This is a genomic window from Bradyrhizobium sp. MV1.5 (assembly GCF_055807615.1).
In genome coordinates this window covers 327,628-354,043 of sequence record NZ_JBVVPL010000001.1, presented here as the reverse complement: position 1 = coordinate 354,043, position 26,416 = coordinate 327,628, and the positions used below count along the sequence as shown (strand labels likewise).

Below are 26,416 nucleotides of genomic sequence, written 5' to 3'. Positions count from 1 at the left end.
CCGTCTTGACCGGTCGAGCCATGCGACGACAGTCCGAGACATTGCTGCTGGTGCCGCTGCTGCCGATCTTTCTGGTCGGCATGTTTCCGATGTTCCTGATCGCGCTGCTGGGATTTTTCGGCCTCGCCTTGTTCGGCGTGCTCGTGGTCTGTGTCGGGCTCGCCAGCAGCAACGAGGCCCATGACAGCTTCAATCACGACGTCATCGTTCACGGCTACGCGCGCGGATCGGAGCGCGCGGCGCGGGCCTCCGACATGCATATCGCCACCCGGCTCGGGCTGCGCCTGGAGCTCGTGGGCGCGGCCATGGTCACTACGGCGGCGATCGGCCTTTGTTACGCCGGCTGATCTGCGTGACGCGCAGATACCGCCCGGCAAACTCGCCGGTTGCCCTCCCCGATAAGGTTCAGGCAAGACAAGGCCGCTTGCGGACATGTTGCTGCCTCCACTCTCAGCCAACAAACACAGGGGAGATGCCCGATGCTCAAATTCTATTTCAACGGTTCGCCGAACCCGACCAAGGTCGCGCTTTATCTCGAAGAGGCCGGCCTGCCCTTCGAGCCGGTGAAGATCGACACCCGCAAGGGCGAGCAGTTCACGCCGGACTATCTGAAGATCAATCCGAACGGAAAGGTGCCGGCGATCGACGACAACGGCGCCATCGTGTTCGATTCCAACGCCATCCTGCTGTATCTCGCCGAGAAGACCGGCAAATTCCTGCCCGCCGGCAATGTTCGCGGCGAGATGCTGTCATGGCTGATGTTCGTCGCCACCGGCGTTGGGCCGTATTCGGGTCAGGCCGTGCACTTCAAGCACTTTGCGCCGAAAGACCAGAACCACGACTACGCGCATAACCGCTACCAGTTCGAGACCGATCGCCATTACAAGATTCTCGACGGTCACCTCGAAGGCCGCCGCTACATGGTCGGCGACAGCTATTCGATCGTCGACATGGCGCTGTGGGGTTGGGCGCGGATGGTGCCGTTCAAGCTCGGCGACGACGCCTTCGCGCGATATCCGAACGTGAAGCGGCTGGTGGACGAGATCTCGGCGCGGCCCGCGGCGACGCGCGCGATCGCGCTGAAGGACAAGTTCACCTTCAAGGCGGAGATGGACGACGAGGCCCGCAGCAACATGTTCAGGCACATGACGACGAAAGTCGCCTGATCGCGTCAGGTCACAACGCAAGGCCACGCGCATGCGCGTGGCCTTTGCTTTCGAGGCTCAGGCGGCGTGGACCGAGTTCAGGAAGTTGGCGACTTCCTGCTTCAGGCGGTGGCTGTCGGCCGACAGCGAGCGTGCCGCCGAGAGCACCTGCGAGGAGGCCGAGCCGGTCTCGGACGCCCCGCGCTGCACGTCGCCGATGTTGGACGACACAAGCTGCGTTCCCTGGGCGGCCTGCTGCACGTTGCGGGAGATCTCCTGCGTCGCAGCACCCTGCTCCTCCACGGCAGCGGCGACCGTCGACGAGATCTCCGACAGCCGCTCGATGGTGCCGCTGATCTCCCTGATCGAGCCGACCGACTCCTCCGTCGCAGCCTGGATCCCCGAGACCTGCTGGGCGATCTCACCGGTGGCCCGCGCGGTCTGCTCGGCAAGCGCCTTGACCTCCGAGGCCACCACGGCAAAACCGCGGCCGGCTTCACCCGCGCGCGCCGCCTCGATGGTGGCGTTCAGCGCCAGGAGGTTGGTCTGGCCGGCGATGGTGCTGATCAACTCGACCACGTCGCCGATGCGGGCAGCAGCCTTGGAGAGCTCGCTGACGCGCGCGTTGGTCTTGCTCACCTGACCGACGGCTTCGCCCGCGATGCGCGCCGATTCCTGCAACTGGCGCGCGATCTCCGTCACCGAGGAGGACAGCTCCTCGGTCGCGGAGGCGACCGCCTGCACATTGGCCGAGGCTTCCTGGGAGGCGGATTGCACTTCGGTGGAGAGATCCTGAGCGCGCCTCGCGGTCGCGGTCAGGGTGCCGGCCGAGCCCTCGAGCTCGTGCGATGCCGAGGATACGGTGTCGACGATCTCGCCCACCGCCTGCTCGAACTGGCTGGCGAGCCGGGCCATATCGGCCTTGCGGCTCTCGGCCTGCCGGGCCTCGGTTGCGGTCTGCTCATGGCGCAGCCTTTCGGTGTCGATCATGTTGGTCTTGAAGACGTCGATCGCCTTGGCCATGTCGCCGATCTCGTCGGCTTTGCCGCGCGAGGGGATCTCGACGGCCAGATTGCCCCCGGCAAGCAACCCCATTGCGCGCGTCATCGAGGTCAGCGGCCCCACGATGCTGCGGGCGGTCAGGAAGGCGACGATCAGTCCGAACAGGACGGCGAGGCCGCCCGCGATACCCTGTAGCGACGTCGTGCCGTCGATCACAACATCGGCCGCGGTGCGCGAATCCTTGTAATCCGCCTTCAAGGCGGTTTCCGCGACCTTGAGCTTGGCGATGCTCGCGGAGATAAGCGGTGCGAGATCCTTGTGGTAGATCTCGTCGGACCGCAGCATCGCGGCGGAGGTCGTTTCGAACGCGGATTTGTAGATGCCGAGGGCGGTCTTCACAGGCGTCAGAGACGAGCGAAGGTCCCCCGCCTGCGGGCTCCTTTCGACGGCCGCCAGGCGCTGCACCGCTCTGTCGACATTGGTTCTGAAGGCGGTGGGCCCGTTGGTGTCGCGCAGGGCGAGGAAGCGCCAGTTCGCGATTCGAACCAGCAGGACCCGGGACTCGAGGTCCGCGACGAGCGACACCGTGTCGTCGTCGGCGGCGGCGCGGGCCACATCGACCAGCTTGGCCATCTTGACGGTCAGCTCTTCGCCACTCGGCAACAACGTCGCCTTGCCCGTCCGCGCCTCGTTGACGGCGTCGCCGAGATTGTCACGCAGGCTTTTCATTTTGGCGATGTCGGCGATCAGATCGTTGTAGAGCTTCCGCCGCTCCTCCGAGAGGGTGCCTTTTGCTCCGAGTTGCAACAGCCCGGTCGCCGCGGTCTCTCGCTCGGCAGCCTCCCGCATCGCAGGCTCGTTGGCGTCGTAAATGTAGCGCAGATTGGCCCGCTGGATGGCCTGAAGATGGGTCGATATCTCCAGGACGCGCGCCGTGCTGTCCGACAATTTGGAGAGTTTTGCGACCTGATCCTGGACGGACCGCAAATTCCAGATGGCGACCACCGCCATCACAAGACCAACCGCCACCAAGGCCATGAAACCTGCGTACAGGCGTCCCCTGATCCGCAAACGAAAACTCGGCATTCCCACTGTCCACCCAGATGCATGTCAATTCGAGCGGCCGGCCTAATCCGGCGATCGTCACCGGCCACCCTGGCAGCCGCGCGTCGCGTTGTTCGCGACCCACGCTGCACCGCGACACAATGGGGGACACTCGTTAATTGAACCTTCAAATTGTTCGCGCGCGCACGCGTCAGATGGCACAACATCTGCTGATTTTATCAGCAGGTGAGCAAGGTTTTGGCGAGAAGCCCGCAGCGCCATGCAGGCCGCTGCAGCTTGTCCGGCCAGCGCCACCGACACGAGCATCGCCGGCCGCGGCGGACGGCACCGGTCGACGCGACGTCGCTCGATCCGCTCAGCTCGCGGCCCTCACGAGCGTTTGCGGAAACGGACCGAGGGCCTTCTCGGTCAGCACCGAGTCGCAATATTCCCGGATCTCCTTGATCTTGCCGTCCTCGAGACGAAACACGAGACAATACTCGTTGTCGTAGCGCACGCCCTCGGGCGTGACGTTGTCGCCCTTCGCTTCGACGACGACGACATCGCCGTCGGCAATGAAGCGATGGGCGACCGTCCGCGTCCGATCGACAAGGCGGGTCCGCACATAGCCGTGCAGATCGTTGAGGATCGCATGTTTGCCCGAAAACGTGCGCGACCAGGAGTACTGGCCGGTCACGATCCATTTGGCGTCGTCGGCAAGACTTTCGGTGAACAAGGCGCGGTCGCGCACAGCCGGATCGGGACTGGCGGCGGCTGCAAAGATATCCTGCATCAGCTTCTTGTTGGCGCTCGCGTTCATGGCGGCATCTCCCTTGGTGAGAACAATCGAGATCATCGCCGCCGGCTCTAAATTCTTCAAATCGATAGTGGGTATGATATCTATTCGCCTCATGAATTTGAATTCGCTCGACCTCAATCTCCTGACCGCGCTCGACGCACTGTTGCGCGAGGTCAGCGTCAGCCGCGCCGCCTTGCGGATCGGGCTGTCGCAGCCGGCGGCCAGTCATGCGCTCCAGCGTCTGCGCGACATCCTTGGCGATCCGCTCTTGGTACGCACTGGCGCGCGGATGGAGCTGACGCCGCGGGCGCAAGCCTTGCGCGCGCCGTTGGCGCAGGCGCTCGATCAGGTGCGCGGGCTGTTCCTATCGGATGAATTCGACGCGGCGCGCAGCGAGCGGCAATTCCGCCTGATGATGCCGGATCTCGCGGTCGAGCTGTTGATGCCGCCCTTGATGGAAAAGGTGACGCAGGCCGCGCCCAATGTCCGAATCGACGTGGTGCCGTGGCGGGGGCCTGCGATCTTCCACGCCGAGTTCGCCCGCACAATCGATCTCGTGATCTCGATCGGCAACGCCTTCAAGGGGTTTCACCGCCAGTTGCTCTACACCGACAGCGACGCGCTGGCCGTGCGGCGCGGCCACCCCATGGCTACGAAGCTGAAGCAGCGCGAGACGTTCCTGGCCGCACGCCATGTCGGCGTCATCATCCGCGGCCAGCCGGAGGACCTGATCGACACCTGGCTACGCACCAAGGGCATCGACCGGCACATCGCTCTCGTCGTCCCGGGTTATCTCGAAGCGCTGCACGTCGCCGCCCGCACCGACCTCGTCGCCTTCGTGCCGCGCCGGCTGATCGCGGCGCTGTCCAAGCAGCTCGGCCTCGTCACGGTGACGCCACCGCTCGACCCCGGCATCGACGAGCAGTTCATGTTCTACCCGACCCGCGCACAGATGGATCCGGGCTCGATCTGGCTCAGGCGGCTGATGCTGGAGACGGGACGGCAATTGGAGAAGAAAGGGCGCGCTGGGTAGGACGCTGCTTCAAAACAAACGGGTCGTCCCGGCGAAGGCCGGGACCCATAACCACAGGACGTGGTTTGGCGAAGGCTCGCGATTGTCAGCTTGCGTCACAACTTCCCCCTGGGGTTACGGGTCCCGGGTCTGCGCTGACGCTTGCCCGGGACAACAGGGGAATATGTTGCCGCGCTCCTACGCCTTCTGCGCGTCCATCACCTTGCGCACGGCGGGGCGGTCGGACATGCGCTTGAAATGATCAGCGATTTTTGGCGTCGCGTTGATGTCGACGCTGTCGCCGTCGAGCCAAGTCGACAGGGTGTAGAGATAAGGATCGCAGATTGTGAACTGCTCGCCCATCACCCAGGGCCCCTTGTACATCTTCTGCTCGATCAGGGAGAAGCAGGCGCCCATGGTCTTCGGGATCATCGCCTTCATGTCGGCAAACGAGCTCTCTTCGCTCGCCCAGCGCGCGCCGCGCATCTTGTGGGCATGGTTGATGTGCACGGTCGAGCAGAGATAGGAGTTGAACGACTGCACCTGGGCGAAGTCGAAGGGATCGTCGAGCGGCGCGAGCTTCGCCTTGGGGAAGGTCTGCGCGAGATAGGCAAGCATCGCCGGGGTCTCGGTCAGGACGCCGCGATCGGTCACCAGCGCGGGCACGCGGCCTTTCGGGTTGATCGCGAGATACTCCGCGCTGTTCTGCTGGTTGGTCTTGAAGCTCAGCCGCTCGGCCGCGTAGTCGGCGCCGGCTTCTTCCAGGGTGATGTAGGTGGCGAGCGCGCAGGTGCCGGTGGCGTAGTAGAGCTTGAGCATGTCGGACCTCATGGGAAAGCCGGAAGGTAACGGCTGCCGGCCCCGAGGTCCATAGCACGGCCTTCCCAGTGCTCTTGCTCTTCGCAGTTGCCCACCGGCGCCCGGCTGTGCCAAGACGCCCTAGTTGGAGGGGCTTTCCCATGACCGTACTCATCGCCGGTGGCGGCATCGGCGGGCTGACGCTTGCGCTCAGCCTGCACGGAATCGGCATTCCCGTGAAAGTGTTCGAGAGCGTCGCCGAACTGCGGCCGCTCGGTGTCGGCATCAACGTGCTGCCGCATGCGGTGCGCGAGCTGATCGAGCTCGGCCTGATGGACAAGCTCGATGCCGCCGGCGTGCGCACCCGCGAGCTTGCCTATTTCTCCAAGCACGGCAAACCGATCTGGAGCGAGCCGCGTGGGCTGGAGGCCGGCTATAAATGGCCGCAGTTTTCGATCCATCGCGGCACGCTCCAGCAATTGCTGCTCGACACCGCGATCGAACGCCTCGGCCGCGACAACATCCTCACCAGCCATCATCTGACCGGCTGGAGCAAAACCGCCGATGGCGTGCGCGCCGATTTCATCGACAAGGCCACCGGCAAGGCCGCGGGGACTTACGACGGCGCGCTCCTCATCGCCGCCGACGGCATCCATTCCGCCGCGCGAGAAAAACTTTATCCCGACGAAGGCCCGCCGATCTGGAACGGCCGCATCCTCTGGCGCGGCGTCACGCCTGCAAAGGCGTTCCTCACCGGCCGTACCATGATCATGGCCGGCCACGAGATCCTGAAATTCGTCTGCTATCCGATCTCGAAGGAACCGGACGCCGCGGGCAACCATCTGATCAACTGGGTTGCCGAGCGCCACATGCCGCCAACCTATCAATGGCGGCGCGAGGACTATAACCGCACCGCCCGGCTGGAAGAGTTCTTGCCCTGGTTCGAGAGCTGGCAGTTCGACTGGCTCGACGTGCCCGGCCTGATCAAGAACTGCCCGCACGCCTATGAATATCCGCTGGTCGATCGCGATCCGGTGTCACAATGGACTTTCGGCCGCGTCACGCTGATGGGCGACGCAGCACATCCGATGTATCCGATCGGGTCCAACGGCGCCTCGCAGGCGATCCTCGATGCCCGCACCATCACCCGCGAGATCCTGGCGCACGGCCCGACGCAAGCGGCCCTGCTCGCCTATGAGGCGGAGCGGCGGCCTGCAACCACCAGTCTCGTCCTGCTCAACCGCAAGAATGGCCCTGAGCAGGTGATGCAGCTGGTCGAGGAGCGCGCGCCCGACGGCTACAAGGTCGTCACTGACGTGCTGTCGCAACGGGAGCTGGAGGATGTTGCCGCCAACTACAAGCGCGTCGCCGGCTTCCAGGTGGAAGCGCTGAACGCGAAGCCGCCGATCGTGAGCGCGGGTGCGCGCGCGAAGTTGGTTGAAAGTTAGCTCGTCATCGAGCCGCACGGTCTTCTTTCACCTCGCCCCGCTTGCGGGGAGAGGTCGGATCGCTCTTGCGATCCGGGTGAGGGGGTACAGGTCTCACAACAATCGCATCCGGGGAGAGAGGCCCCTCACCCCACCCTCTCCCCGTAAGAACGGGGCGAGGGAGCGAGAGGGAGGTGCCCGCCTCACTTCACCACCCTCGCCGCTTCGAGCAGCCGCTCGCTCGCGCTTGCCGTCGCCAGCAGCGTCCCGTCTTCCGCCGTCAGCCTGGCCTCGACGAACGCAATCGTCCTGCCGAGCTGCGTCACCTTGGCCTCGCCGATGATCGGTCCGGGCTTTGCGGGAGCCAGGAAATTCACGGTCATGCTGATGGTGGTGGTGTAGAGCCGGCCCTCGCTCATCACCAGCACGGCGGGGCCCATCGTGTCGTCGAGCATGGCCGAGAGCATGCCGCCCTGGATGAAGCCGGCCGGATTGCAGAACTCTGGCTTGCCGTCGAAGGCGAGCTTGATCCAGCCTTCCCCGGGGCGGGCGTCGAGCAGGCGCCACCCGAGCAGCTCGGCACAGGGTGGCCTTGGAAAGTTGTCGAGCGCGGTCTTGATCATGCGACCCTCCGTTGCCAGCCACAGCTAACGCAGGCCTGCTGCCAGCATGTTGTCAGCAGGATGGGCTGCTAGGGGTCCAATCCATGCGCAATCACCTTACGCATGACGTTGGGCAATGCTTCGTCGGCGAGGGTGGCGATGGGCACCCAGCGCATGCTGGCGGGTGCCCGCGTCCGCGCTTCCACCCTCGCCGTGTAGACCACCAGTTCCAACGGGAAATGCGTGAAGACGTGGGCGACCACGCCGACCTTGCGTTGCCAGCGCGACAGCCCCTTCAACTCGGGCGCCTGCTGTTTGGCCTTGGCATCGTCCTGTCCGGCCAGCCAGTCCGAGCCCGGCACCTCGGTCATGCCGCCGAGCAGGCCCTTTTCGGGGCGGCTGCGGACGAGAAGCTCGTCGCCGCGCGTGACGACGAAGGCGGCGCCGCGCCGTAGCGCGCCGCTCTTCTTCGGCGCCTTGCGCGGAAACGTGTCCTGCGTTCCCAGCGCGCGCGCCGTGCAATCCTCGTTCAGCGGGCACAGCGAGCAGGCCGGCTTCTTCGGCGTGCAGATCGAGGCACCCAGATCCATCAGCGCCTGCGCGCTGTCGCCGGCGCGAGAATCGGCGAGTAGCGTCGCCGCCAGCTGCTGGATCAGCGGTTTTGCCTGCGGGAGCTCTTCTTCAACTGCAAAGAGCCGCGAGACCACGCGTTCGATATTGCCGTCGACCGGCATGGTGCGGCGGTCGAACGCGATCGCGGCGATCGCTGCCGCCGTATAGGGCCCGATGCCCGGCAGCGCGCGCAGGCCCGCTTCGGTGTCCGGAAAGGTGCCGCCATGCTCGTGCGTCACCGCGACCGCGCAGGCATGGAGATTACGGGCGCGAGAATAATAGCCGAGCCCGGCCCACATCCGCAGCACGTCCTCCTGCGAGGCCCGCCCGAGCGCGGTGACGTCAGACCAGCGCGAGACGAATTTTTCGAAATAGGGCCCGACCGCCTTCACCGTGGTCTGCTGCAGCATGATCTCGGACAGCCAGACGCGGTAAGGGTCGGATGCCGCGCCGGGCGCAGCGCGCCAGGGCAATCGGCGGCGATGGCGGTCGTACCAATCGAGCAGCGCGAGCGGGCGCGACGAGGTCTCCGGCGGAACTGGTTCCGATTTCGCCCTGAGGGCGGATTTGGGGCTCATGCTCGCACTGTAGCGGCAATGCACCGATCTCTCCACGTCATGCCCACGCTGGGCGCGGGCGTCCACGTCTTTCTTCGCGGCCAAGAGCCTGTGGCCGACGCTCCGGAGTGCTATAAGGTCCCATGTCCAAGCTTCGCCCCATCAAACCCGGTCCCATCAGCGCCAAGCCGCTGTCGCTCCTGCTCAACGACGTCTTTGCCGAGGCCTACGCCAAGCAGGGTTTTGCCGCGCGCGAGCTGGTAACGCGGTGGGCGCAGATTGCCGGGCCGGAGATCGCGGCCCATGCCGAGCCGCTCAAGATGCAATGGCCGCGGCCGGTCGAGGGTCAGCCGCAGGAGCCGGCCACGCTGGTGCTGCGGGTCGAAGGTCCGATGGCGCTGGAGATCCAGCACTCCGCCGATGTGATCCTGCAACGGGTCAACCGCTTCTTCGGCTGGAGCGCGGTCGGCAAGCTGGCCTTCCGCCAGGCTCCGCTTTCGCGCGCCCGACGGCCAACCCGGCCCAGCCCGCCGGACGCCAAATCGGTGGCCGAGGTGGCTGAGCGCCTGGGCGACATCGAAGATGAACAATTGAGGTCGGCGCTGGCGCGCCTCGGGGCCGCCATCAAGCGAAATTGAGCCTTATTCTGCGGCCAAACTGGACCTGTCCTTGCCGCTCGCCATTGCCTCAAACGACGTTTCAAGCTAGCGACAGGCCGTCTGAATAGGAATTTCGGGCGACACCACGCCAATCCGGGAGCCGACCTTGATCATCACCCGCCGCGCCTTCAACACGATGCTGTCGCTGACCGGGCTTGCCGCGGTCGCCGGGCTCTCACCGCTGCGGTTCATCTCGGAAGCTATCGCGCAGGCCGCTGGCGACGTCGCCAAGCCGGTGTCGCTGCCCGACATGGCGCTGGGCCCGAAGGACGCCGCCGTCACTATCACCGAATACGCCTCGATGACCTGCCCACATTGCGCGGCCTTCAACGAGCAGGTGTTTCCCAAGATCAAGTCGGAATACATCGACACCGGCAAGGTGCGTTACGTCTTCCGCGAGTTCCCGCTCGACATCAAAGCCGCCGCCGGCTCGATGCTGTCACGCTGCATCGCCAATGGCGACGCGCCGAAATACTTTGCCGTCACCGACATGCTGTTCCGCCAGCAGAACGACTGGGTGGTGAAGAACACCACGGAGACCCTGACCCGGATCGGCAAGCAGGCCGGTCTCACCCAGCAGCAGGTCGAGGCTTGCCTGAAGGACCAGGCGCTACTCGACAAGATCGCCGCCGACCAGAAATATGCCAGCGACGTTCTGAAGGTCGATTCGACGCCGACATTCTTCGTCAACGGCGAGAAGATCAAGGGCGAGACCTCGTTCGAGGAATTCGCCAAGAAGATCAATCCGCTGCTCAAGAGCTGATTCGCACGGCACAATCCTGATTCGCATCTCGATAACCGTATCTTTCCCGACATAAATCCCTTGGGAAAAGCGGCTTTCGCCGGTTGCCCTCGCGGCGCACCGCGGCCATTGTCCGACCGCATGAGGCGCCTCGCGCGACTCGCCCGGATAGCGACATTGCCTTTCATGGTATTGTCCCGGCAGGGGGATTCGCGCCTGCCAACAGAGATGCGTGCTTATGAAAATCACCCGCCTGCGCCTTCACGGCTTCAAGTCCTTCGTTGAGGCCACCGACTTCGTCATCGAGCCCGGCCTGACCGGCGTGGTCGGCCCCAACGGCTGCGGCAAGTCGAATCTCGTCGAGGCGCTGCGCTGGGCGATGGGCGAGACCTCCTACAAGTCGTTGCGCGCCGCCGACATGGATGCGGTGATCTTCGCCGGCTCCGGCAATCGCCCCGCGCGCAACCACGCCGAAGTGACGATGACGATCGACAATTCCGATCGCACCGCGCCGGCGGCAATGAACGACAGCCAGCTGCTTGAAATCTCCCGCCGCATCGAGCGCGAGGCCGGCTCGGTCTACCGCATCAACGGCCGCGATGTGCGCGCCCGCGACGTGCAGATTCTCTTCGCCGACGCTGCCACCGGCGCGCGCTCGCCGGCCCTCGTCCACCAGGGCAAGATCGGCGAGATCATTCAGGCCAAGCCCGAGCAGCGCCGCCGCGTGCTGGAAGACGCCGCCGGCGTCGCCGGCCTGCACGCCCGACGCCACGAAGCCGAGCTGCGGCTCAAGGCGGCCGAAACCAATCTCACCCGCGTCGAGGACGTGATCGGCCAGCTCGCAGGGCAGATGGAAGGCCTGAAGAAGCAGGCGCGCCAGGCCGTGCGCTATCGCGAAGTTGCGGCCAAGGTGCGCAAGGCCGAAGCGACCTTGTTCCATCTGCGCTGGATCGGCGCCCATGCCGACGTCAACGAATCCGGCCACACCCACGATCTCGCCGTCCGCGAGATGGCTGAGCGTACTCAGCACCAGGCCGAAGCCGCACGCATCCAGGCGATTCGCGCTGCCGAAATGCCGGCGCTGCGCGATGCCGAAGCGCGCGCCGCGGCGGGGCTGCAGCGCCTGACAAACGCCCGCGAGCTGCTCGATCGCGAGGAAGAGCGCGCCAAGGAGCGCGTCGCGGAACTCGAGCGGCGCCTTGCCCAGTTCGAAGGCGACATCTCGCGTGCCCAGCAGCAGACCATGGACGCCGATGTCGCGCTGCAGCGCCTCGACGCCGAAGATGCCGAGCTGAAGGAAGAGATCAAGTCGCGCGTCGAGAAGCGCTCCGGCGTTGACGAGCGTGTCGCCGAAGCCGAGGCGGTTCTGACCGAGACCGAGCAGCAGTTCGCCGAGCTCACCACCGCGCTCGCCGATCTCACCGCCAAGCGCAATCAGCTCGAAGCCAACGTTCGGACCCACCGCGACAAGCTCGCCCGGCTCGACCAGGAGATTTCGAATGTCGCGACGGAAGAGCAGAAGCTCACCCAGGAGACCGGCGGCTTCGGCGATCTCGACGAGCTGACCGCGACGGTCGAGAACGCCGAGCAGACGCTGGCAGCCTCGGAAGCCGCCGCTCAGGCCAGCGAAGCCGCGCACGTCGCCGCGCGGCAGACGCTGGAATCCTCGCGCTCGCCGCTCGTCGAAGCCGACAAGCGCGTGCAGCGGCTCGATACCGAGGCGCGCACGATCTCCAAGATCCTCAACGGCGAGACCAAGAATCTGTGGCCGCCGATCATCGACGGCATCACGGTCGACAAGGGGTTTGAAAAGGCGATCGGCGCAGCCCTCGGCGACGATCTCGACGCGCCGGTCGATCCGTCCGCGCCGATGCGCTGGACCAACGCTGGCGTCACCGACGGCGATCCGGAACTGCCCGAAGGCGTCGTGCCGCTCGCCAGCCACGTGCAGGCCCCGGCCGAGCTGACCCGCCGCTTGGCGCAGATCGGCGTGGTGCCGCGTGAGCGCGGCGCCGAGCTGATCTCGCAGCTCAAGACCGGCCAGCGGCTGGTCTCGCCCGAAGGCGACGTCTGGCGCTGGGACGGTTTTGTCGCAGCCGCCCACGCGCCGACCGGCGCAGCACGGCGGCTTGCCGAGCGCGCCCGCCTGATCGACATCGAGAACGAGCTGGAGCAGGCCCGCATCGACGCGCAGATCAAGCGTCAGGCGCTGGAGAACGCCGAGGCCGAGCTGCAGATGGCCGCCAGCACCGAAGGCGCGAGCCGCGAAGCCTGGCGCGCCGCGCAGCGCGAGCTCAACGTCGCGCGCGAGCGCCACGCCACGGTCGAGCGCGAGATCAGCCGCCACGCCGCGCGCAAGGCGACGCTGTCGGAAGCGCACAGCCGTCTGGCCGCCGACCGCGCCGAGGCCGAAGCCGCCTACGAATACGCCGAAGCCGGGATCTCCGAGTTGCCGTCGAGCGAGGACACCGAAACCCGTCTCGCCGCCGTCCGCAGCGACATCGAAGGCCATCGCCGCATGGCCGCGCAGGTCCGCGCCGAGGCCCAGGCGCTGGCGCGCGAAGCCGAGCTGGCCGACCGCCGCGTGCAGGCGATCCTCGCCGAACGCACCGAGTGGCAGAACCGCAAGGAGAGCGCAGCCTCCCACATCGACACCATCCAGACCCGCATCACCGAAGTCTCGATCGAGCGCAGCGATCTCGAGAACGCGCCGGCCGTGTTCGCGGAGAAGCGCAGCGCGCTGATCACCGAGATCGAATACGCCGAAAACGACCGCCGCATGGCCGCCGACGCGCTCGCCAGCGCGGAGACCGCGATGGCCGAAACCGATCGCGTCGCCAAGCTGACGCTGGAGGCGCTCTCGAGCTCGCGCGAGGCCACCGCCCGCGCCGAGGAGCGCATGGAAGGCGCGCGACGCCGGCTCGAGGACATCGAGCGCGAGATCCGCGACATGCTGGAAGTCGAACCGCAGGCCGTTGCCGGCCTCGCCGAGATCGAACCCGGCACGGAGCTGCCGCCGCTGCACGATATCGAGGAAGACCTCGAAAAAATGCGCCGCGATCGCGAGCGCCTGGGTGCGGTCAATTTGCGCGCCGAGGAAGAGCTGCGCGAGGTCGAGACCCAGCACAACGGCCTGGTCACCGAGCGCGATGACCTCGTCGAAGCCATCAAGCGGCTGCGCCAGGGCATCCAGAGCCTCAACAAGGAGGCGCGCGAGCGGCTCCTGACCTCGTTCGAGGTCGTCAACAACCACTTCAAGCGTCTGTTCGTCGAGCTGTTCGGCGGCGGCGAAGCCGCGCTGCATTTGATCGAGAGCGATGATCCGCTCGAAGCCGGCCTCGAAATCATCGCCAAGCCACCGGGCAAGAAGCCGCAGACGCTGTCGCTGCTCTCGGGCGGTGAGCAGGCGCTGACGGCGATGGCGCTGATCTTCGCGGTGTTCCTCACCAATCCCTCGCCGATCTGTGTGCTGGACGAAGTCGACGCGCCGCTCGACGACCACAACGTCGAGCGCTATTGCAATCTGTTGCACGAGATGACCGCCTCGACCGACACGCGCTTCATCATCATCACCCACAACCCGATCACGATGGCGCGGATGAACCGCCTGTTCGGCGTCACCATGGCGGAACGCGGCGTCTCGCAACTGGTGTCGGTGAACCTGCAAGAGGCGGTGGACATTCTCGACCAGAACGTGGCGTGATTTTTTGGCCGTCATTCCGGGGCGGTGCGCAGCATCGAACCCGGAATCTCGCGCCACCATTTCGAGATTCCGGGTTCGCGCTACGCCCGCCCGGAATGACGGCGAATTAAGATGATCTCGCCCACGCTTCCCGCTGAGCTAAAGGCGGCCCTCGACGGCAAGCTCCAGGGCTTCTCGCGCACCGACGCTGCGCAGCGATCGCAGAAAATCTCCACCACCTATCGCGCAGGCGGCGGCTCCGGCACGATCAAGTCCGATGCCGACGCGCTCGCCTATGCGCTCGCGCGCATGCCGGCGACCTACGCGGCGGTGGCGGCAAGTCTGAATGCGCTGACTGAGATCGTACCGGACCTCGCTCCGGAAACGCTGCTCGACGTCGGCGCAGGTCCGGGCACCGCGAGCTGGGCCGCGGCAGAGGCGTTTTCATCGCTGCAAGATTTCACCCTGCTCGACGCCAACGCCACGCTGAGCCGTCTCGCGCTCGACCTGGCGCGCGACAGCACGCGTCTGGCGGATTGCCGCTACCTGCCCGGCGATGCCGGCGCGAACCTCGCCGAAGTTTCGCCAGCGGATCTCGTCGTCGCGAGTTATGTCATTGGCGAGCTCAGAGAGGGCGATCGACGCAAGCTCGCGGAAACGATGTGGGCGAAAGCGCGCCACGCGCTGGTCGTGATCGAGCCCGGCACGCCCGCCGGCTACGCGCGCATCCTCGCTTTGCGCCAGCAACTGATCGCGGCGGGGGCCTATGTCGCCGCACCCTGCCCGCACGAAAAGCCGTGTCCGCTGGCGGCTCCCGACTGGTGCCATTTCTCACAGCGCTTGCCGCGCTCGCAGGCTCATCGCCAGATCAAGGGTGCCGAGGTGCCGTTCGAGGACGAGCGATACATCTACGTGGCGCTGACCCGTACGCCGCCCGCAACCCGCGCCGCGCGCGTGCTGGCGCCGCCGGAGGTCGGCAAGGCCGAGATCACGGCAAAGCTCTGCAGCGAGCAAGGCGTCGAACTCGCCAAGGTCCCACGTCGCGACAAGGCCGCCTATGCAAGCGCCCGCCGCTGGCGCTGGGGTGATGCCGACCTGTCCGAAAGTTAACCTCCTCCGCCGCTTTCGCCTTGAACTCGGATAGTCCCTCATCCGACCAATCCTAGCTCCCCTCTGCGCCGGGCTCTCGCTCCGCGCCAATTTGGTCTACCCTAGCGCCCGCCTTCTTCCCCCTTCAGGAGTTCTCCATGTCGACCGGCTGGATCGTTCTCGGCGTTATCGTCGTCCTCGTGTTCTTTGCCTTCGCCGCCTACAACCGGCTGGTGGCGCTGGGCCAGCGCGTCGGCCAGGCCTTTGCCGATATCGACGTGCAGCTCAAGCAGCGCCACGATCTGATCCCGAACCTGGTCGAGACCGTGAAGGGCTATGCCTCGCATGAGCGTGGCACGCTCGACGACGTCATCAAGGCGCGCAATTCGGCGATGTCGGCGCAGGGACCGGCGCAGGTGTCTGCGGCCGAGACCCAGCTCTCCGGTGCGCTCGGCCGGCTGATCGCGCTGTCGGAGGCCTATCCCGACCTCAAGGCCAACGCCAATTTCCAGCAACTCGCCAGCGAGCTGTCCGATCTCGAGAACAAGATCGCGGCCAGCCGCCGCTTCTTCAACAGCGCGGTCCAGGAATACAACACCGGCATCCAGCAGATGCCGGCCGCCCTGTTCGCCGGCATGTTCGGCTTCACCAGGAAGGACTTCTTCGATCTCGGCGCCAGCCGTACCGAGGTCGAGGCCACGCCACAGGTGAAGTTCTGAGTTGAGCCGATAGGCCGGCAGGGCATCGCGTCATGGCCGCGTATGGTCTCTACACGCACATCGCCTCGAACAAGTTGCGTTCGATGCTGCTGCTCGCCGGCCTGTTCGCGCTGGTCTATGTGCTGGTCTATGCCGGCGCGCTGATCGCCGAAGTCGTCATCAATGGCGACGAGACCGTCGTCCATTATCTGAGACGCGCCTTCTATGATCTGAAAGTCGCCGCACCGGTTGCGACCGTCGTGGCAGCGGCCTGGATCGTGATCGCCTATTTCTTCCACCAGTCGATGATCGATGCGGTGACCGGTGGCCACGACGTCACCCGGCAGGAAGAGCCGCGGCTCTATAATCTGCTTGAAAATCTCTGCATCTCGCGCGGCATCACGATGCCGAAGCTGAAGATCATGGAGAGCCCGGCGCTGAATGCGTTCGCGACCGGCCTCAACCCGCGGCAATATTCGGTCACCGTCACCACCGGTCTTCTCAATGCGCTTGATGACAAGGAGATCGAGGCGGTGCTCGGCCACGAGCTGACCCACATCAAGAATGGCGATGTGCAGCTCATGGTGGTCGCCGTCATCATCGCGGGCGTGGTCGGGTTCTTCGGCGAATTGTTCTTCCGCCTGTTCACGAATTTCAGCTGGAGCTCCGGCGGCTCGTGGTCGTCGGGTTCCTCCTCGTCGTCACGATCGTCCTCGTCGTCGAGCGACAGCAAGAGTTCCGGGGGCGGCGCGGTGATCGTGATCATCATCGCGGTCGTGCTGATCGTGGTGGCCTGGCTGTTGTCGCAGGTGGTGAAGCTCGCGCTGTCGCGCTCTCGCGAATATCTTGCGGACGCGGGCTCCGTCGAGCTGACGAAAAACCCGGACGCCATGATCTCGGCGCTGCGTAAGATCGAGAACCGCGGCGAGCTGCCGGGCGCAACATCGGCGGTGATGGAGCTCTGCGTCGACAATCCGCGCGAGGGCTTCGCCGATTTGTTCGCGACCCACCCCTCGGTGCAGTCGCGGGTCGATGCGTTGGTCAAGTTCGCCGGCGGCCATGATCCTGGCCCGCTGCCGCCTTCCGCCGACGAGACCGAGGAGCCGGACACGCAAGCCGACCGGCAGAACACCCCACCGCCGCTGCGCCAGGGTCCTTGGCAAGGTCCTCGGAACGACGCAGGCGGCGCGGCCGGTCCGCCGCCAGTGCCCGCACCCAGCTCCGCCGGAACCGGCAACGGCAACCCGATAGGCAAATCCTTGGGCAATCCCATGGGTCCTTGGGGCCGCCATTGAGGCGATTTGACGCCACGCGCGGCAGGATTCGTCGCGATTGGGAAAAACCTCGGGAATTGCCGTAACTGGGGCCTGCGGAATTGAATTCTCCCTTGTTTCTGCCATGTTCGCGCCCAACAGCAGACTTGGGACATCTTTGCGACATCGATTTGGGGCCCGGCCGATTGCGACTTCGCGATCGGGGGGGCGCGTTAGGGGACAGCAATGGCAAAGCCGGCAGTGGTTGTGGTGGGCGCGGACAAGGGCGGGGTCGGCAAGACCACCGTGTCGCGCACCTTGCTCGATTATTTTTCCGCCAACAACGTGCCGACGCGTGCCTTCGACACCGAATCGCCGCGCGGAACCCTGAAGCGCTTCCACCCTGACATCACCGAGATCGTCGACATGACGACGACGTCGGATCAGATGAAGATATTCGATACGCTCAACGCGACGAGCCCGTCGGTCACCGTGATCGACGTCCGCGCCGGCCTGCTCTCGCCGGCGCTCGCCTCCTTGCGCGACATCGGTTTCCTCGACGCCGCCAAGGCCGGCCAGATCACCTTTGCCGTGTTTCACATCCTCGGACCCTCGATCGCCTCGCTGGACGAGATCGCCGAGACCGCGGGCTTCATGGGGGGCGCCAAATACTTCCTGGTGAAGAACTTCATCAACGATACCCAGTTCTTCCAGTGGGATCAGGCGACATACCAATCGTATTTCAACCGCATCAAGGACGCGACCGAGCTGACCATCCCCAAGCTCAACGAAATGGCCTATGAGCAGGTCGAGGTGTCCTCCGTCCCATTCCTGAAATTCGTCGCCAACAAGGGCATCAACGACGAGGCCGCGAACTACTCGTTCGTGCTGCGCGGTTATGTCCGACACTGGCTTGCGAACGTCTGGAGTGAGTTCGACCGGATCCGGCTGACCGATATCGTCGGCTCGACGAAATCCGGGGCCCGCAACAGCGAAAAATAGTTGCGCAAGCCGGGCGGATACGGCTGGATTGGTCGCCGAGTTCGACTGATATAGCTATCGATGTCCGCGACGCCCCTCTACATCATTTGCTCGCCCCGCCCGCAGGTCGGCAAGACCCTGCTGGCGCGGCTTTTGAGCGAATTTTTGCTGCTCAAGAACGGCAACGTCGTGGCCTTCGACGTCAACCTGAAGGAGCCGTCGCTGCTCGACTATCTGCCGAAGATCACGGAGACCGCCGACGTGATCGACACCTATGGCAAGATGCAGCTGATGGATCGCGTCATCGTCGATGACGGGGTTGCCAAGGTGATCGACCTCGGCTTCCATGCCTTTGACGAGTTCTTCAAGATGACGGAGGAGATCGGCCTGTTGAAAGAGGCGGCGCGTCGCCACGTCGCGCCGATGATCCTGTTCGTCGCCGACACCGACCGCGTCTCGGCCCGCGCCCACGAGATGCTGCGCGAACAGATCCCGCGGATCAACCTGATCACGGTGGACAACGAGCACATCGTGCGCGGTGAACTACCGGCCGCGATGGCTACCGGACGGGTATTCCGACTGCCCGCGCTGCCCGGGTTCCTGAAGACCTATATCGGCCGCCTGAACTTCTCCTTCACCGGCTACCTGCGCCAGGAGAAGGATGCCTCGACCGAGCTGCACCAGTGGACCCGGCGGAACTATCTCGCCTTCCGCGAGCTCGAGCTCAGCCTGATCCTGCAACGGTCCTGAATATTTTACCCGGATAATATTGACTCGGAGAGGCTCTGCGGTTACGGAGTTGACGCACCAGCGTCCTCAGCAAGGCCTCTTCACCGTGACCATCAACCGGAAAGCAGCGATCGCCGCCTACAAGGAGCGGAAGACCGTTGCAGGCATCTACGTCGTCCGCTGCGCGGCCTCGGGCGAGGCCTGGATCGGCCAAGCCCCAAACCTCGAGACAATCCAGAACCGCATCTGGTTCTCGCTGCGCCAGGGTAGCCACACCTGCCGTAGCCTCCAGGCTGCCTGGAACAGGCATGGCGAGGCAGGCCTGACGTTTGGCGAATGTGAGCGTCTGGAGGATGAGGAGACCGCCTATGTCAGGAATGCGCTGCTCAAAGAGCGCACGCTGCATTGGCTGTCGGAGCTGAAGGCCGAGCCGATCTGAACGTCGCCAGCGGCGACCGCTCAGTGCCCCTCGAACGTCATCAGCGTGCGCACCGGCACGTCCATCGCGCGCAGCTTGGCGGCGCCGCCGAGGTCCGGCAGGTCGATGATGAAGCAGGCGGCGACCACATTGGCTCCGATCTGGCGCAGCAATTTCACCGCGCCTTCCGCGGTGCCGCCGGTGGCGATGAGGTCGTCGACCAGGATCACGCGCTCGCCGGGCTGGATGGCGTCGACATGCATCTCCATCTCGTCGATGCCGTATTCGAGAGAGTAAGCGATGCGCACGGTGGTGTGTGGCAGCTTGCCTTTTTTCCGGATCGGCACGAAACCGGCCGAAACCTGGTGCGCCACCGCGCCGCCGATGATGAAGCCGCGCGCTTCCATGCCGGCGACCTTGTCGATCTTGTTGCCGGCCCAGGGATTGACGAGTTCGTCGACCGCGCGGCGGAACGCACGCGCATCTGCGAGCAGCGTGGTGATGTCGCGGAACAAGATCCCGGGTTTCGGGTAGTCCGGGATGGTGCGGACGCTCGCCTTCAGATCGTGGTCAAAAGTCATGGTGCCTCTCAATCAGCGCGCGCATCCAGGCGGAACGCGTTCTCGACAATTCGTAAGCCCACCTCGCCGCTGAGCGACATCAGCGATTCCGGATGGAATTGCACGCCGGCGACCGGCAGGGTCTTGTGCTCCAGCGCCATGGCGACGCCGTCCTCGGTGCTGGCGGTGACGGATAGCACCTCCGGCATGCTGTCGCGCTCGACGTAGAGCGAGTGATAGCGGCCGATGATGATCTCGTTCGGCAGATTGCGCATCAGCCGCCCGCCGCGCACCTGCACCCGCGAGGGCCGGCCGTGGGCGGGATGCGTGAGCTGCCCGAGCTCGCCGCCGAAATATTCGCCGATCGCCTGGACGCCGAGACAGACGCCGAACACCGGCAGCTTGTTCTCTAGCGCCGCGTCGATGGTCTTCTTGATCCCGAAATCCTCAGGCCTGCCGGGGCCGGGCGACAGCACCAGCAAATCCCATCGCTTCTGCTTGAGCATGTCGAGCGCATGCACATGTCGGACCACGGTGACGTCGGCACCGACCTGGCGGAAGTAATCGGCCAGCATATGCACAAAGCTGTCGTCATGGTCGATCAGCAGCACCCGCTTGCCGCTTCCGGTGGCATCGGGCGCGAAGGCCGACAGCGGCTTCGGCGGATCACCGCGCAACGCCTGGAACAGGGCCGCGGCCTTGACCTGGCATTCGCGGTCCTCGGCGGCGGGATCGGAGTCGAACAAACAGGTGGCGCCGACACGCACTTCCGCGAGGCCTTCCTTCATCCGGATGGTGCGGATGGTGAGGCCGGTGTTGATGCTGCCGTCGAAATTCACCGCCCCGATCGCGCCGGCATACCAGCGACGCGGCGAGCGCTCGTGATCCTCGACGAACTGCATCGCCCAGAGTTTTGGTGCGCCGGTGACGGTGACGGCCCAGGCATGGGTGAGGAAGGCATCGAGCGCATCGAAGCCGGGACGCAGCATGCCTTCGACATGGTCGACGGTGTGGAAGAGCTTTGAATAGGTCTCGATCTGCCGGCGCGCCAGCACCTTGATCGTGCCGGGAACGCAGACGCGCGCCTTGTCGTTGCGGTCCACGTCGGTGCACATGTTGAGCTCGAACTCGTCCTTCTCGGAGTTCAGGAGCTGGCGGATCTGCTCGGCATCGCCGATCGCATCGGTACCGCGCGCGATGGTGCCCGAGATCGGGCAGGTCTCGACCCGGCGTCCGTCCGAGCGCACGAACATTTCCGGTGAGGCCGAGACGAGAAATTCGCCCTCGCCGAGATTCATCAGCGCGCCGTACGGCGACGGGTTGATGACGCAGAGCCGCTGGAACACTTCCGCCGGCGAGCGGTCGCAGGGCTCGGCGAAGAGCTGCCCCGGCACCGCCTCGAACAGATCGCCACGCGCAAAGGCGGCGCGCGCGGTCTCGACCGTAGCCTGATATTCGCCGGGCGCGTGATCGGCAAAACCCTGGCGCGGTGTCTTGAGATACGGGCTCTCGGCAGTCTCGTGCGGCAGGCCCGCGGTGGACTTGCCCTTCCAGGCGAAATCGTAAGTGAGCACGACGCCGCGGCCCGTGGCGCGGTCATAGGCGAGCAGGCGGTCGGGGACGTAGAGCACGATGTCGCGCTGGTCGCTCTCGCGCGCGCGCTTCTGTACGAGATCCTCGATCTGGAACACGAGGTCGTAGGCGAAGGCGCCGAACAGACCCAGCACCCCGTCGTCATTGGCGGAGAAAGCGGCGACGAGATCGCGCACCAGCGACATCACGCTGGCGCGCCGCGTGCGCTGGTCTTCGTCGATCGGGGCGTCGCCGCGGATGATATGACCGGCAAGGCGCGTGGGCGTCTTCTCGGAGATCACGACGCAGGGTTCGCGCAAGACGTCGGCCAGGAAGGAAATCAGGACCTCCCCGCGCGCGTTCAGCGCTTCCAGCTTGAAATTGACGCCGGTGGTCTCGAGCTTGAGCGGCGGATCGGAGAAGCCGAGGTCAAAACTCTCGTAACGGCCGGGCACGGTCGTACCCGACGACAGCACCACGCCGCGGCGACGGTCGAGCAGGTTGACGAGATCGTCGAGCCGGTTGGCGCCGCCGGAAAACTGCTCCGCCACGCGCGTGACCGCAAGCCCCGCGCGGGTCACATAGTCGCTTCGAGCCGGAAGGGCAAAGACGGTCCTGTTCATGGGGTCCTCTTACGAAACTTGTCGAGGGAACGCCACACAGGACAAACGATCAGGCCGCCGCACTGCGTGGGCGACCTCAGACGATTTTGGGAGAATAAATCGCACCGGCCACCTCTCAGGAGGTGCGCCACCAAAGACGGGCTGGGCGGACGGCGGTGCTCATCGGCGGATACTCACCATGGCGCGGGAACGACGTCAAGAGCCGCTGGGCAGGCTCGACCGGCAAAATGGCGCAAATCGCAACGAGCGTTATCGCCGGTCTTGCAGGCTGGCGCGCCCCACGGCCGCGTCGCCGGCATGACGCTCGATTGCGTCTCGCATGACCGTGAGCACGAGCTCGCCGTCAGATCCGATGACCTGGGCGCGGTCGCCAAAGGTTTCGACCAAAACGCTGGTCTCTCCTGTGACCGCACACCAACTCGCTCGATCGTCGCTCACACTCAAGGCCGTGATCGCCGCGGCGGGATCCAGACTTAACTTCCGCAACAGCAGGTCGATCGCTTCGGCCGCAAGGTTTTGCTCGGCAATTCTCAAGAAATTCTGGATCGTGTCAGTCCCCACAGTCGACAGCCGCGCGCCCACTATCGTAGGGGGCGTCGCAAGTTCATAAAGTCGTCCACCCGCCTCGTCAAAGACGCATAGCCGCGAGCCCTTGTTGGTCCTTACGCCGAACGCCGTGCATTGCTGCCCCTCCACATCCGTGTCGAATCCTGGAAGCACCATGACCTTGAGCTCCGGGTCAGGCCTCACCGCCCCGCAGGCCGCCGCGACCGTGATCTGCAAATCGTCAGTCATCTGGAAGCTGATGTGGCGAACGCTTTGCCAGATCCGGCGGTGGGACAGATGTGGGTTAAGCAGCGCAAGCCGCTCGATTTCGGAAGCATACTGCTCCTGCGCGACGGCGTGCAATTCGGGCCAGTTCGCGATCCATCGGGCCGCAAGCGGTATCATTGGTTGCTCTCGTTCTACCGCATAGAAGCGCTTATCAAGCGCGCTGAGCGCCGCGGCGCGGTTTTCGAATCCGGTCTGCAGCGCAGCCTCGTCGGGATGTGCCTCTACCCAGGCGATCATCTCCTGCAAGATCTGGTGTTGCGCGCTCGCTCCCATCGCCTCCAATCCAGCGAGTGCGTCGCCGGACGTCGTTGGGAGCATCGCGAGCCCTGTGTTGCCGATGAACTGGCTGTGACCGCCGTTGCAGACCTGAGCGAGATAGAAGTCGGCATGATAGGCCTGTATGGCCACGGCCGGGAGTTCACCTCTCGTGTAGACGCCGAAATGCTGAATTCGGCTGACATAGTCGACCACAGCGCCAGTGAGATAATGGGCCTTCTGGGGGCCCCGAGCCGCCTCCAGCGCTTCGCGGGACACCACAACCTTGGTCAAGCGGCCGTCCACAATCATCGTGCTCTCCTGCAGTCGCATGGTGGAAACCTCTGCGACTGCACTCTATGATTGCAGTGATCGATTTTCAAACGCGATGCGGCGCTAGCGCAGATCGCGGCGCGCCGCCGCACAGCCTACCCCAGATGCTTCCGGAAAAATTCCGTCGCCCTGCCCCAGGCGAGCTCGGCGGCTTCGCGATCGTGGACGGCCTGGCGTTGCTCGTTGACGAAAGCGTGCTCGGCGTCATAGCGGAACAGCTCCAGCGACTTGCCGGCGGCCTTCATGGCCTTTTCAAAGCCGTTGACCAGCTCCGGCGTGCACCAATCGTCCTTGTTGGCGAAATGGGCCTGGAGCGGGATCTTGACGTCGGCGGGCTTGGCCGCCTGCTCGGGCGGGATGCCGTAGAACACCACGCCGGCGGCGAGCTCCGGCACATGCACCGAGCCGATGATGGTGACGGCGCCGCCGAGGCAGAAGCCTGTTAGCCCCACCTTGGCGCCGTTGCGCGACAGATATTGCGTGGCGCCGCGCACCGTCTGCGTGGTGGCGTCCATGAAGTCGAGCGAGTTCATCTCTTTGCCGGCGGCGTCGGTGTCGTGATACGGCACCACCTTGCCCTTGTAGAGATCGGGCGCCAGCGCATCGAACCCGGCCAGCGCGAAGCGGTCGCACAGGCCCTTGATCTGGTCCGACAGACCCCACCATTCCTGGATGACCACCACGCCCGGCGCGTTGCCGCGCGCGGCATTGGCGAGATAGCCCGATGCGTCCTTGCCGTCCGGGCGCTTGAAGGTGATGGCGGTTCCCATGGTGTCCTCCGACGAGTTTTTGGATTCGCGGCATTTTGGCGTTTGAGCGCGCGATAGGCAATCGCGCCTGACAACACACTCTCGTGCCCAACAAAAAAGCCCCCTTTCGGGGGCCTCTTCATTCTCGGCTCGGGCCGCTCAGTGCGAGTCGGCCCAGACCTTCTTCTTGGTGAAGTACATTAGGCCGGCGAAGATGATCAGGAAGATGAACACCTGGAAGCCGAGGCGCTTGCGCGCTTCCATGTGCGGTTCGGCGGTCCACATCAGGAACGTGGTGACGTCCTTGGCGTACTGCGCGACCGTGGTCGGCGAGCCGTCGTCATAGGTCACCTGGCCGTCGCTGAGCGGCTTCGGCATCTTGATGGCGTGGCCCGGGAAGTACTTGTTGTAGTAGGACCCCTCGGGGATGGTCACGCCTTCGGGCGCCTTGTCCTCAAACCCCTGGAGCAGCGCCGAGACGTAGTCCGGGCCCTGCTCCTGATACTGGGTGAAGAAGTCGACGATGAACCAGGGGAAACCGCGACCGTAGGAACGCGCCTTGGTGATCAGCGACAGATCCGGCGGCGCCGCGCCACCATTCGCGGCACGCGCGGCCTGCTCGTTCGGGAATGGCGAGGGGAAATAATCCGCCGGCCGGCCCGCGCGTTCGAACATATCACCGGCGTCGTTCGGGCCATCCTTGACCTTGTAGTCGGAGGCGAAGGCAGCAGCCTGCGCGACCGAATAGCCGGGACCGCCGGCTTCCGCGAGGTTGCGGAAGGCGACGTAGGACAGGCCGTGGCAGTTGGCACAGACTTCCTTGTAGACCTTCAGGCCGCGCTGCAATGCGCCGCGGTCGTACTTGCCGAACGGACCGGCGAACGACCATTTGTTGCCCGGCGGCTTGTCGCTGCCTTCGGAGGCACGCGCGCTGTCGGCTGAGCCCGCAAACAACGCACCCGCCAGCGCAAGCACGATCGCGCTCGACACCATCGGCGTCGACCTGCTCCCGGTCTTGGCCAGGACGGCGTCCGAGATCGAGTTCGGCACCGGCCGCGGCTTCTCGATGCGCGAGAGCAGCGGCAGCACGATCAGGAAGTAGGCGAAGTAGCAGAACGTCAGGACCCGGCCGGCGATCACATAGATGCCTTCCGGCGGCTGCGCGCCGAGATAGCCGAGCAGGATGCAGACCGCGACGAAGATCCAGAAGAACTGCTTGGCCAGCGGACGGTACTTCGACGATTTGGTCCTGGCAGCATCGAGCCAGGGCAGGAAGCACAGGATGATGATCGCCGAGAACATCCCGATCACACCCGCGAGCTTGTTCGGGATCGAACGCAGGATCGCGTAGAAAGGCAGATAATACCATTCCGGCACGATGTGCGGCGGCGTCACGCCCGGGTTCGCCGGAATGTAATTGTCGGCGTCGCCGAGATAGTTCGGCATGTAGAAGATGAACCAGGCGTAGAGCAGCATGAAGCAGGAGACGCCGAACATGTCCTTGATGGTCGCATGCGGCGTGAACGGAACAGTGTCCTTTTCCGTCTTGGGCTCGACGCCATCAGGGTTGTTCTGGCCGGAGACATGCAGCGCCCAGACGTGGAGCACGACGACGCCCGCGATCAGGAACGGCAGCAGATAGTGCAGCGAGAAGAAGCGGTTCAGCGTCGGATTGCCGACCGAATAGCCGCCCCACAAGAGCGTCACGATGCTCTCGCCGACATAGGGAATGGCGGAGAACAGATTGGTGATGACGGTGGCGCCCCAGAAGCTCATCTGGCCCCACGGCAGCACGTAGCCCATGAAGCCCGTCGCCATCATCAGCAGGTAGATGATGACGCCGAGGATCCACAGCACCTCGCGCGGCTCCTTGTAGGAGCCGTAATAGAGGCCGCGCAGCATGTGGACGTAGACGGCGACGAAGAACATCGAGGCGCCGACGGCATGCATGTTGCGCAGCAGCCAGCCGTAATTGACGTCACGGACGAGCAGCTCGACCGACTTGAAGGCGAGGTCGGCATGCGGCGTGTAGTGCATCGCCAGGATCACGCCGGTCAGGATCTGAATCCCCAGCATGAAGGAGAGGATAGCGCCGAAGGTCCACCAATAGTTCAGGTTGCGCGGGGTGGGATAGACCACGAAGGAGGAGTGCATGAGGCCGAGGATCGGCAGACGTCGCTCGATCCATTGCAGGGCCGGATTGCTCGGCTGGTAGTCGGATGGTCCGCTCATGATGCGATC

23 protein-coding genes are annotated in these 26,416 nt (G+C 64.9%); 13 read left to right on the top strand and 10 right to left on the bottom strand.

Annotation, left to right across the window (positions count from 1 at the left end):
• The first annotated feature begins 20 nt into the window (after window positions 1–20).
• Both AC0L2J_RS01610 and AC0L2J_RS01605 read left to right on the top strand, forming a co-directional pair.
• Window positions 21–347 carry a hypothetical protein gene (locus tag AC0L2J_RS01610; RefSeq protein WP_473386773.1) on the top strand — a complete coding sequence of 109 codons (327 nt, stop codon included), beginning with the start codon at window positions 21–23 and terminating at the stop codon, window positions 345–347.
• Window positions 348–479: 132 nt separating this feature from the next.
• Window positions 480–1,166 carry a glutathione S-transferase family protein gene (locus AC0L2J_RS01605; protein WP_473386771.1) on the top strand — a complete coding sequence of 229 codons (687 nt, stop codon included), beginning with the start codon at window positions 480–482 and terminating at the stop codon, window positions 1,164–1,166.
• 57 nt (window positions 1,167–1,223) lie between these two features.
• On the opposite strand, the gene AC0L2J_RS01600 is transcribed toward AC0L2J_RS01605, so the two are convergent.
• Window positions 1,224–3,233, bottom strand: coding sequence for a HAMP domain-containing methyl-accepting chemotaxis protein (locus AC0L2J_RS01600; protein WP_473386770.1), 2,010 nt, complete (start codon window positions 3,231–3,233; stop codon window positions 1,224–1,226).
• A gap of 334 nt (window positions 3,234–3,567) precedes the next feature.
• Entirely contained in the window at window positions 3,568–4,011 is a 444-nt protein-coding gene (locus tag AC0L2J_RS01595) for a nuclear transport factor 2 family protein (RefSeq protein WP_063996636.1), read from the bottom strand.
• Window positions 4,012–4,102: 91 nt separating this feature from the next.
• Here AC0L2J_RS01595 and AC0L2J_RS01590 point away from each other — a divergent pair, with 91 nt between their 5' ends.
• Window positions 4,103–5,023, top strand: a complete 921-nt coding sequence (locus AC0L2J_RS01590) for a LysR family transcriptional regulator (protein ID WP_473386768.1) — start codon at window positions 4,103–4,105, stop codon at window positions 5,021–5,023.
• Between the two features lie 177 nt (window positions 5,024–5,200).
• On the opposite strand, the gene AC0L2J_RS01585 is transcribed toward AC0L2J_RS01590, so the two are convergent.
• Window positions 5,201–5,821, bottom strand: a complete 621-nt coding sequence (locus AC0L2J_RS01585) for a glutathione S-transferase family protein (protein ID WP_473386767.1) — start codon at window positions 5,819–5,821, stop codon at window positions 5,201–5,203.
• Between the two features lie 140 nt (window positions 5,822–5,961).
• Between AC0L2J_RS01585 and AC0L2J_RS01580 the strand changes: the two genes are divergently transcribed.
• On the top strand, window positions 5,962–7,248 hold the full coding sequence (locus AC0L2J_RS01580) for a flavin-dependent oxidoreductase (protein ID WP_473386765.1): 1,287 nt from the start codon (window positions 5,962–5,964) through the stop codon (window positions 7,246–7,248).
• A gap of 182 nt (window positions 7,249–7,430) precedes the next feature.
• Here AC0L2J_RS01580 and AC0L2J_RS01575 read toward each other — a convergent pair whose 3' ends face one another.
• Entirely contained in the window at window positions 7,431–7,850 is a 420-nt protein-coding gene (locus AC0L2J_RS01575; protein ID WP_473386763.1) for a PaaI family thioesterase, read from the bottom strand.
• A gap of 68 nt (window positions 7,851–7,918) precedes the next feature.
• Window positions 7,919–9,019 (bottom strand): A/G-specific adenine glycosylase, encoded by a 1,101-nt coding sequence (gene mutY, locus AC0L2J_RS01570; protein WP_473386760.1) that lies wholly within the window; start codon window positions 9,017–9,019, stop codon window positions 7,919–7,921.
• A 122-nt stretch (window positions 9,020–9,141) separates the two neighbouring features.
• Between mutY and AC0L2J_RS01565 the strand changes: the two genes are divergently transcribed.
• The 9 genes from AC0L2J_RS01565 to AC0L2J_RS01525 all read left to right on the top strand — a co-directional run bounded on the left by AC0L2J_RS01565 (window position 9,142) and on the right by AC0L2J_RS01525 (window position 19,270).
• Entirely contained in the window at window positions 9,142–9,636 is a 495-nt protein-coding gene (locus AC0L2J_RS01565; RefSeq protein ID WP_473386758.1) for a DUF721 domain-containing protein, read from the top strand.
• Between the two features lie 127 nt (window positions 9,637–9,763).
• The gene (locus AC0L2J_RS01560) at window positions 9,764–10,420 is read left to right on the top strand and encodes a DsbA family protein (RefSeq protein WP_007607089.1); all 657 of its coding nucleotides are present in this window, start codon (window positions 9,764–9,766) and stop codon (window positions 10,418–10,420) included.
• Between the two features lie 217 nt (window positions 10,421–10,637).
• Window positions 10,638–14,102, top strand: a complete 3,465-nt coding sequence (smc, locus tag AC0L2J_RS01555; protein WP_473386756.1) for a chromosome segregation protein SMC — start codon at window positions 10,638–10,640, stop codon at window positions 14,100–14,102.
• A 111-nt stretch (window positions 14,103–14,213) separates the two neighbouring features.
• Window positions 14,214–15,191: a small ribosomal subunit Rsm22 family protein gene (locus AC0L2J_RS01550; RefSeq protein ID WP_473386753.1), complete on the top strand. Its 978-nt coding sequence runs from the start codon at window positions 14,214–14,216 to the stop codon at window positions 15,189–15,191.
• Window positions 15,192–15,328: 137 nt separating this feature from the next.
• On the top strand, window positions 15,329–15,889 hold the full coding sequence (locus AC0L2J_RS01545; RefSeq protein ID WP_063993482.1) for a LemA family protein: 561 nt from the start codon (window positions 15,329–15,331) through the stop codon (window positions 15,887–15,889).
• A gap of 32 nt (window positions 15,890–15,921) precedes the next feature.
• The gene (locus tag AC0L2J_RS01540; protein WP_473386751.1) at window positions 15,922–17,163 is read left to right on the top strand and encodes a M48 family metallopeptidase; all 1,242 of its coding nucleotides are present in this window, start codon (window positions 15,922–15,924) and stop codon (window positions 17,161–17,163) included.
• Between the two features lie 204 nt (window positions 17,164–17,367).
• Window positions 17,368–18,123 (top strand): P-loop NTPase family protein, encoded by a 756-nt coding sequence (locus AC0L2J_RS01535; RefSeq protein ID WP_007607084.1) that lies wholly within the window; start codon window positions 17,368–17,370, stop codon window positions 18,121–18,123.
• Window positions 18,124–18,183: 60 nt separating this feature from the next.
• Entirely contained in the window at window positions 18,184–18,852 is a 669-nt protein-coding gene (locus tag AC0L2J_RS01530; protein WP_063993484.1) for a hypothetical protein, read from the top strand.
• Window positions 18,853–18,937: 85 nt separating this feature from the next.
• A complete protein-coding gene (locus AC0L2J_RS01525) occupies window positions 18,938–19,270 on the top strand; it encodes a GIY-YIG nuclease family protein (protein WP_063996637.1) in 333 nt (110 codons plus the stop codon).
• 20 nt (window positions 19,271–19,290) lie between these two features.
• On the opposite strand, the gene AC0L2J_RS01520 is transcribed toward AC0L2J_RS01525, so the two are convergent.
• The 5 genes from AC0L2J_RS01520 to fbcH all read right to left on the bottom strand — a co-directional run bounded on the left by AC0L2J_RS01520 (window position 19,291) and on the right by fbcH (window position 26,407).
• On the bottom strand, window positions 19,291–19,830 hold the full coding sequence (locus AC0L2J_RS01520) for an adenine phosphoribosyltransferase (protein ID WP_007595035.1): 540 nt from the start codon (window positions 19,828–19,830) through the stop codon (window positions 19,291–19,293).
• Window positions 19,831–19,838: 8 nt separating this feature from the next.
• Window positions 19,839–22,004 (bottom strand): anthranilate synthase component I, encoded by a 2,166-nt coding sequence (locus AC0L2J_RS01515; protein WP_473386749.1) that lies wholly within the window; start codon window positions 22,002–22,004, stop codon window positions 19,839–19,841.
• A 249-nt stretch (window positions 22,005–22,253) separates the two neighbouring features.
• The gene (locus AC0L2J_RS01510) at window positions 22,254–23,405 is read right to left on the bottom strand and encodes a DMP19 family protein (protein WP_473386747.1); all 1,152 of its coding nucleotides are present in this window, start codon (window positions 23,403–23,405) and stop codon (window positions 22,254–22,256) included.
• A 116-nt stretch (window positions 23,406–23,521) separates the two neighbouring features.
• On the bottom strand, window positions 23,522–24,196 hold the full coding sequence (locus AC0L2J_RS01505) for a dienelactone hydrolase family protein (protein ID WP_007607077.1): 675 nt from the start codon (window positions 24,194–24,196) through the stop codon (window positions 23,522–23,524).
• A 138-nt stretch (window positions 24,197–24,334) separates the two neighbouring features.
• On the bottom strand, window positions 24,335–26,407 hold the full coding sequence (gene fbcH / locus AC0L2J_RS01500; protein WP_007607075.1) for a cytochrome b/c1: 2,073 nt from the start codon (window positions 26,405–26,407) through the stop codon (window positions 24,335–24,337).
• Window positions 26,408–26,416 lie beyond the last annotated feature (9 nt).

Bases quoted from the DNA above. Each gene is read 5' to 3' on its own strand.
- AC0L2J_RS01610 (WP_473386773.1), top strand. From the start codon at position 21: ATGCGACGACAGTCCGAGACATTGCTGCTGGTGCCGCTGCTGCCGATC.
- AC0L2J_RS01605 (WP_473386771.1), top strand. From the start codon at position 480: ATGCTCAAATTCTATTTCAACGGTTCGCCGAACCCGACCAAGGTCGCG.
- AC0L2J_RS01600 (WP_473386770.1), bottom strand. From the start codon at position 3,233: ATGCCGAGTTTTCGTTTGCGGATCAGGGGACGCCTGTACGCAGGTTTC.
- AC0L2J_RS01595 (WP_063996636.1), bottom strand. From the start codon at position 4,011: ATGAACGCGAGCGCCAACAAGAAGCTGATGCAGGATATCTTTGCAGCC.
- AC0L2J_RS01590 (WP_473386768.1), top strand. From the start codon at position 4,103: ATGAATTTGAATTCGCTCGACCTCAATCTCCTGACCGCGCTCGACGCA.
- AC0L2J_RS01585 (WP_473386767.1), bottom strand. From the start codon at position 5,821: ATGCTCAAGCTCTACTACGCCACCGGCACCTGCGCGCTCGCCACCTAC.
- AC0L2J_RS01580 (WP_473386765.1), top strand. From the start codon at position 5,962: ATGACCGTACTCATCGCCGGTGGCGGCATCGGCGGGCTGACGCTTGCG.
- AC0L2J_RS01575 (WP_473386763.1), bottom strand. From the start codon at position 7,850: ATGATCAAGACCGCGCTCGACAACTTTCCAAGGCCACCCTGTGCCGAG.
- mutY (WP_473386760.1), bottom strand. From the start codon at position 9,019: ATGAGCCCCAAATCCGCCCTCAGGGCGAAATCGGAACCAGTTCCGCCG.
- AC0L2J_RS01565 (WP_473386758.1), top strand. From the start codon at position 9,142: ATGTCCAAGCTTCGCCCCATCAAACCCGGTCCCATCAGCGCCAAGCCG.
- smc (WP_473386756.1), top strand. From the start codon at position 10,638: ATGAAAATCACCCGCCTGCGCCTTCACGGCTTCAAGTCCTTCGTTGAG.
- AC0L2J_RS01550 (WP_473386753.1), top strand. From the start codon at position 14,214: ATGATCTCGCCCACGCTTCCCGCTGAGCTAAAGGCGGCCCTCGACGGC.
- AC0L2J_RS01545 (WP_063993482.1), top strand. From the start codon at position 15,329: ATGTCGACCGGCTGGATCGTTCTCGGCGTTATCGTCGTCCTCGTGTTC.
- AC0L2J_RS01540 (WP_473386751.1), top strand. From the start codon at position 15,922: ATGGCCGCGTATGGTCTCTACACGCACATCGCCTCGAACAAGTTGCGT.
- AC0L2J_RS01535 (WP_007607084.1), top strand. From the start codon at position 17,368: ATGGCAAAGCCGGCAGTGGTTGTGGTGGGCGCGGACAAGGGCGGGGTC.
- AC0L2J_RS01530 (WP_063993484.1), top strand. From the start codon at position 18,184: ATGTCCGCGACGCCCCTCTACATCATTTGCTCGCCCCGCCCGCAGGTC.
- AC0L2J_RS01520 (WP_007595035.1), bottom strand. From the start codon at position 19,830: ATGACTTTTGACCACGATCTGAAGGCGAGCGTCCGCACCATCCCGGAC.
- AC0L2J_RS01515 (WP_473386749.1), bottom strand. From the start codon at position 22,004: ATGAACAGGACCGTCTTTGCCCTTCCGGCTCGAAGCGACTATGTGACC.
- AC0L2J_RS01510 (WP_473386747.1), bottom strand. From the start codon at position 23,405: ATGATTGTGGACGGCCGCTTGACCAAGGTTGTGGTGTCCCGCGAAGCG.
- AC0L2J_RS01505 (WP_007607077.1), bottom strand. From the start codon at position 24,196: ATGGGAACCGCCATCACCTTCAAGCGCCCGGACGGCAAGGACGCATCG.
- fbcH (WP_007607075.1), bottom strand. From the start codon at position 26,407: ATGAGCGGACCATCCGACTACCAGCCGAGCAATCCGGCCCTGCAATGG.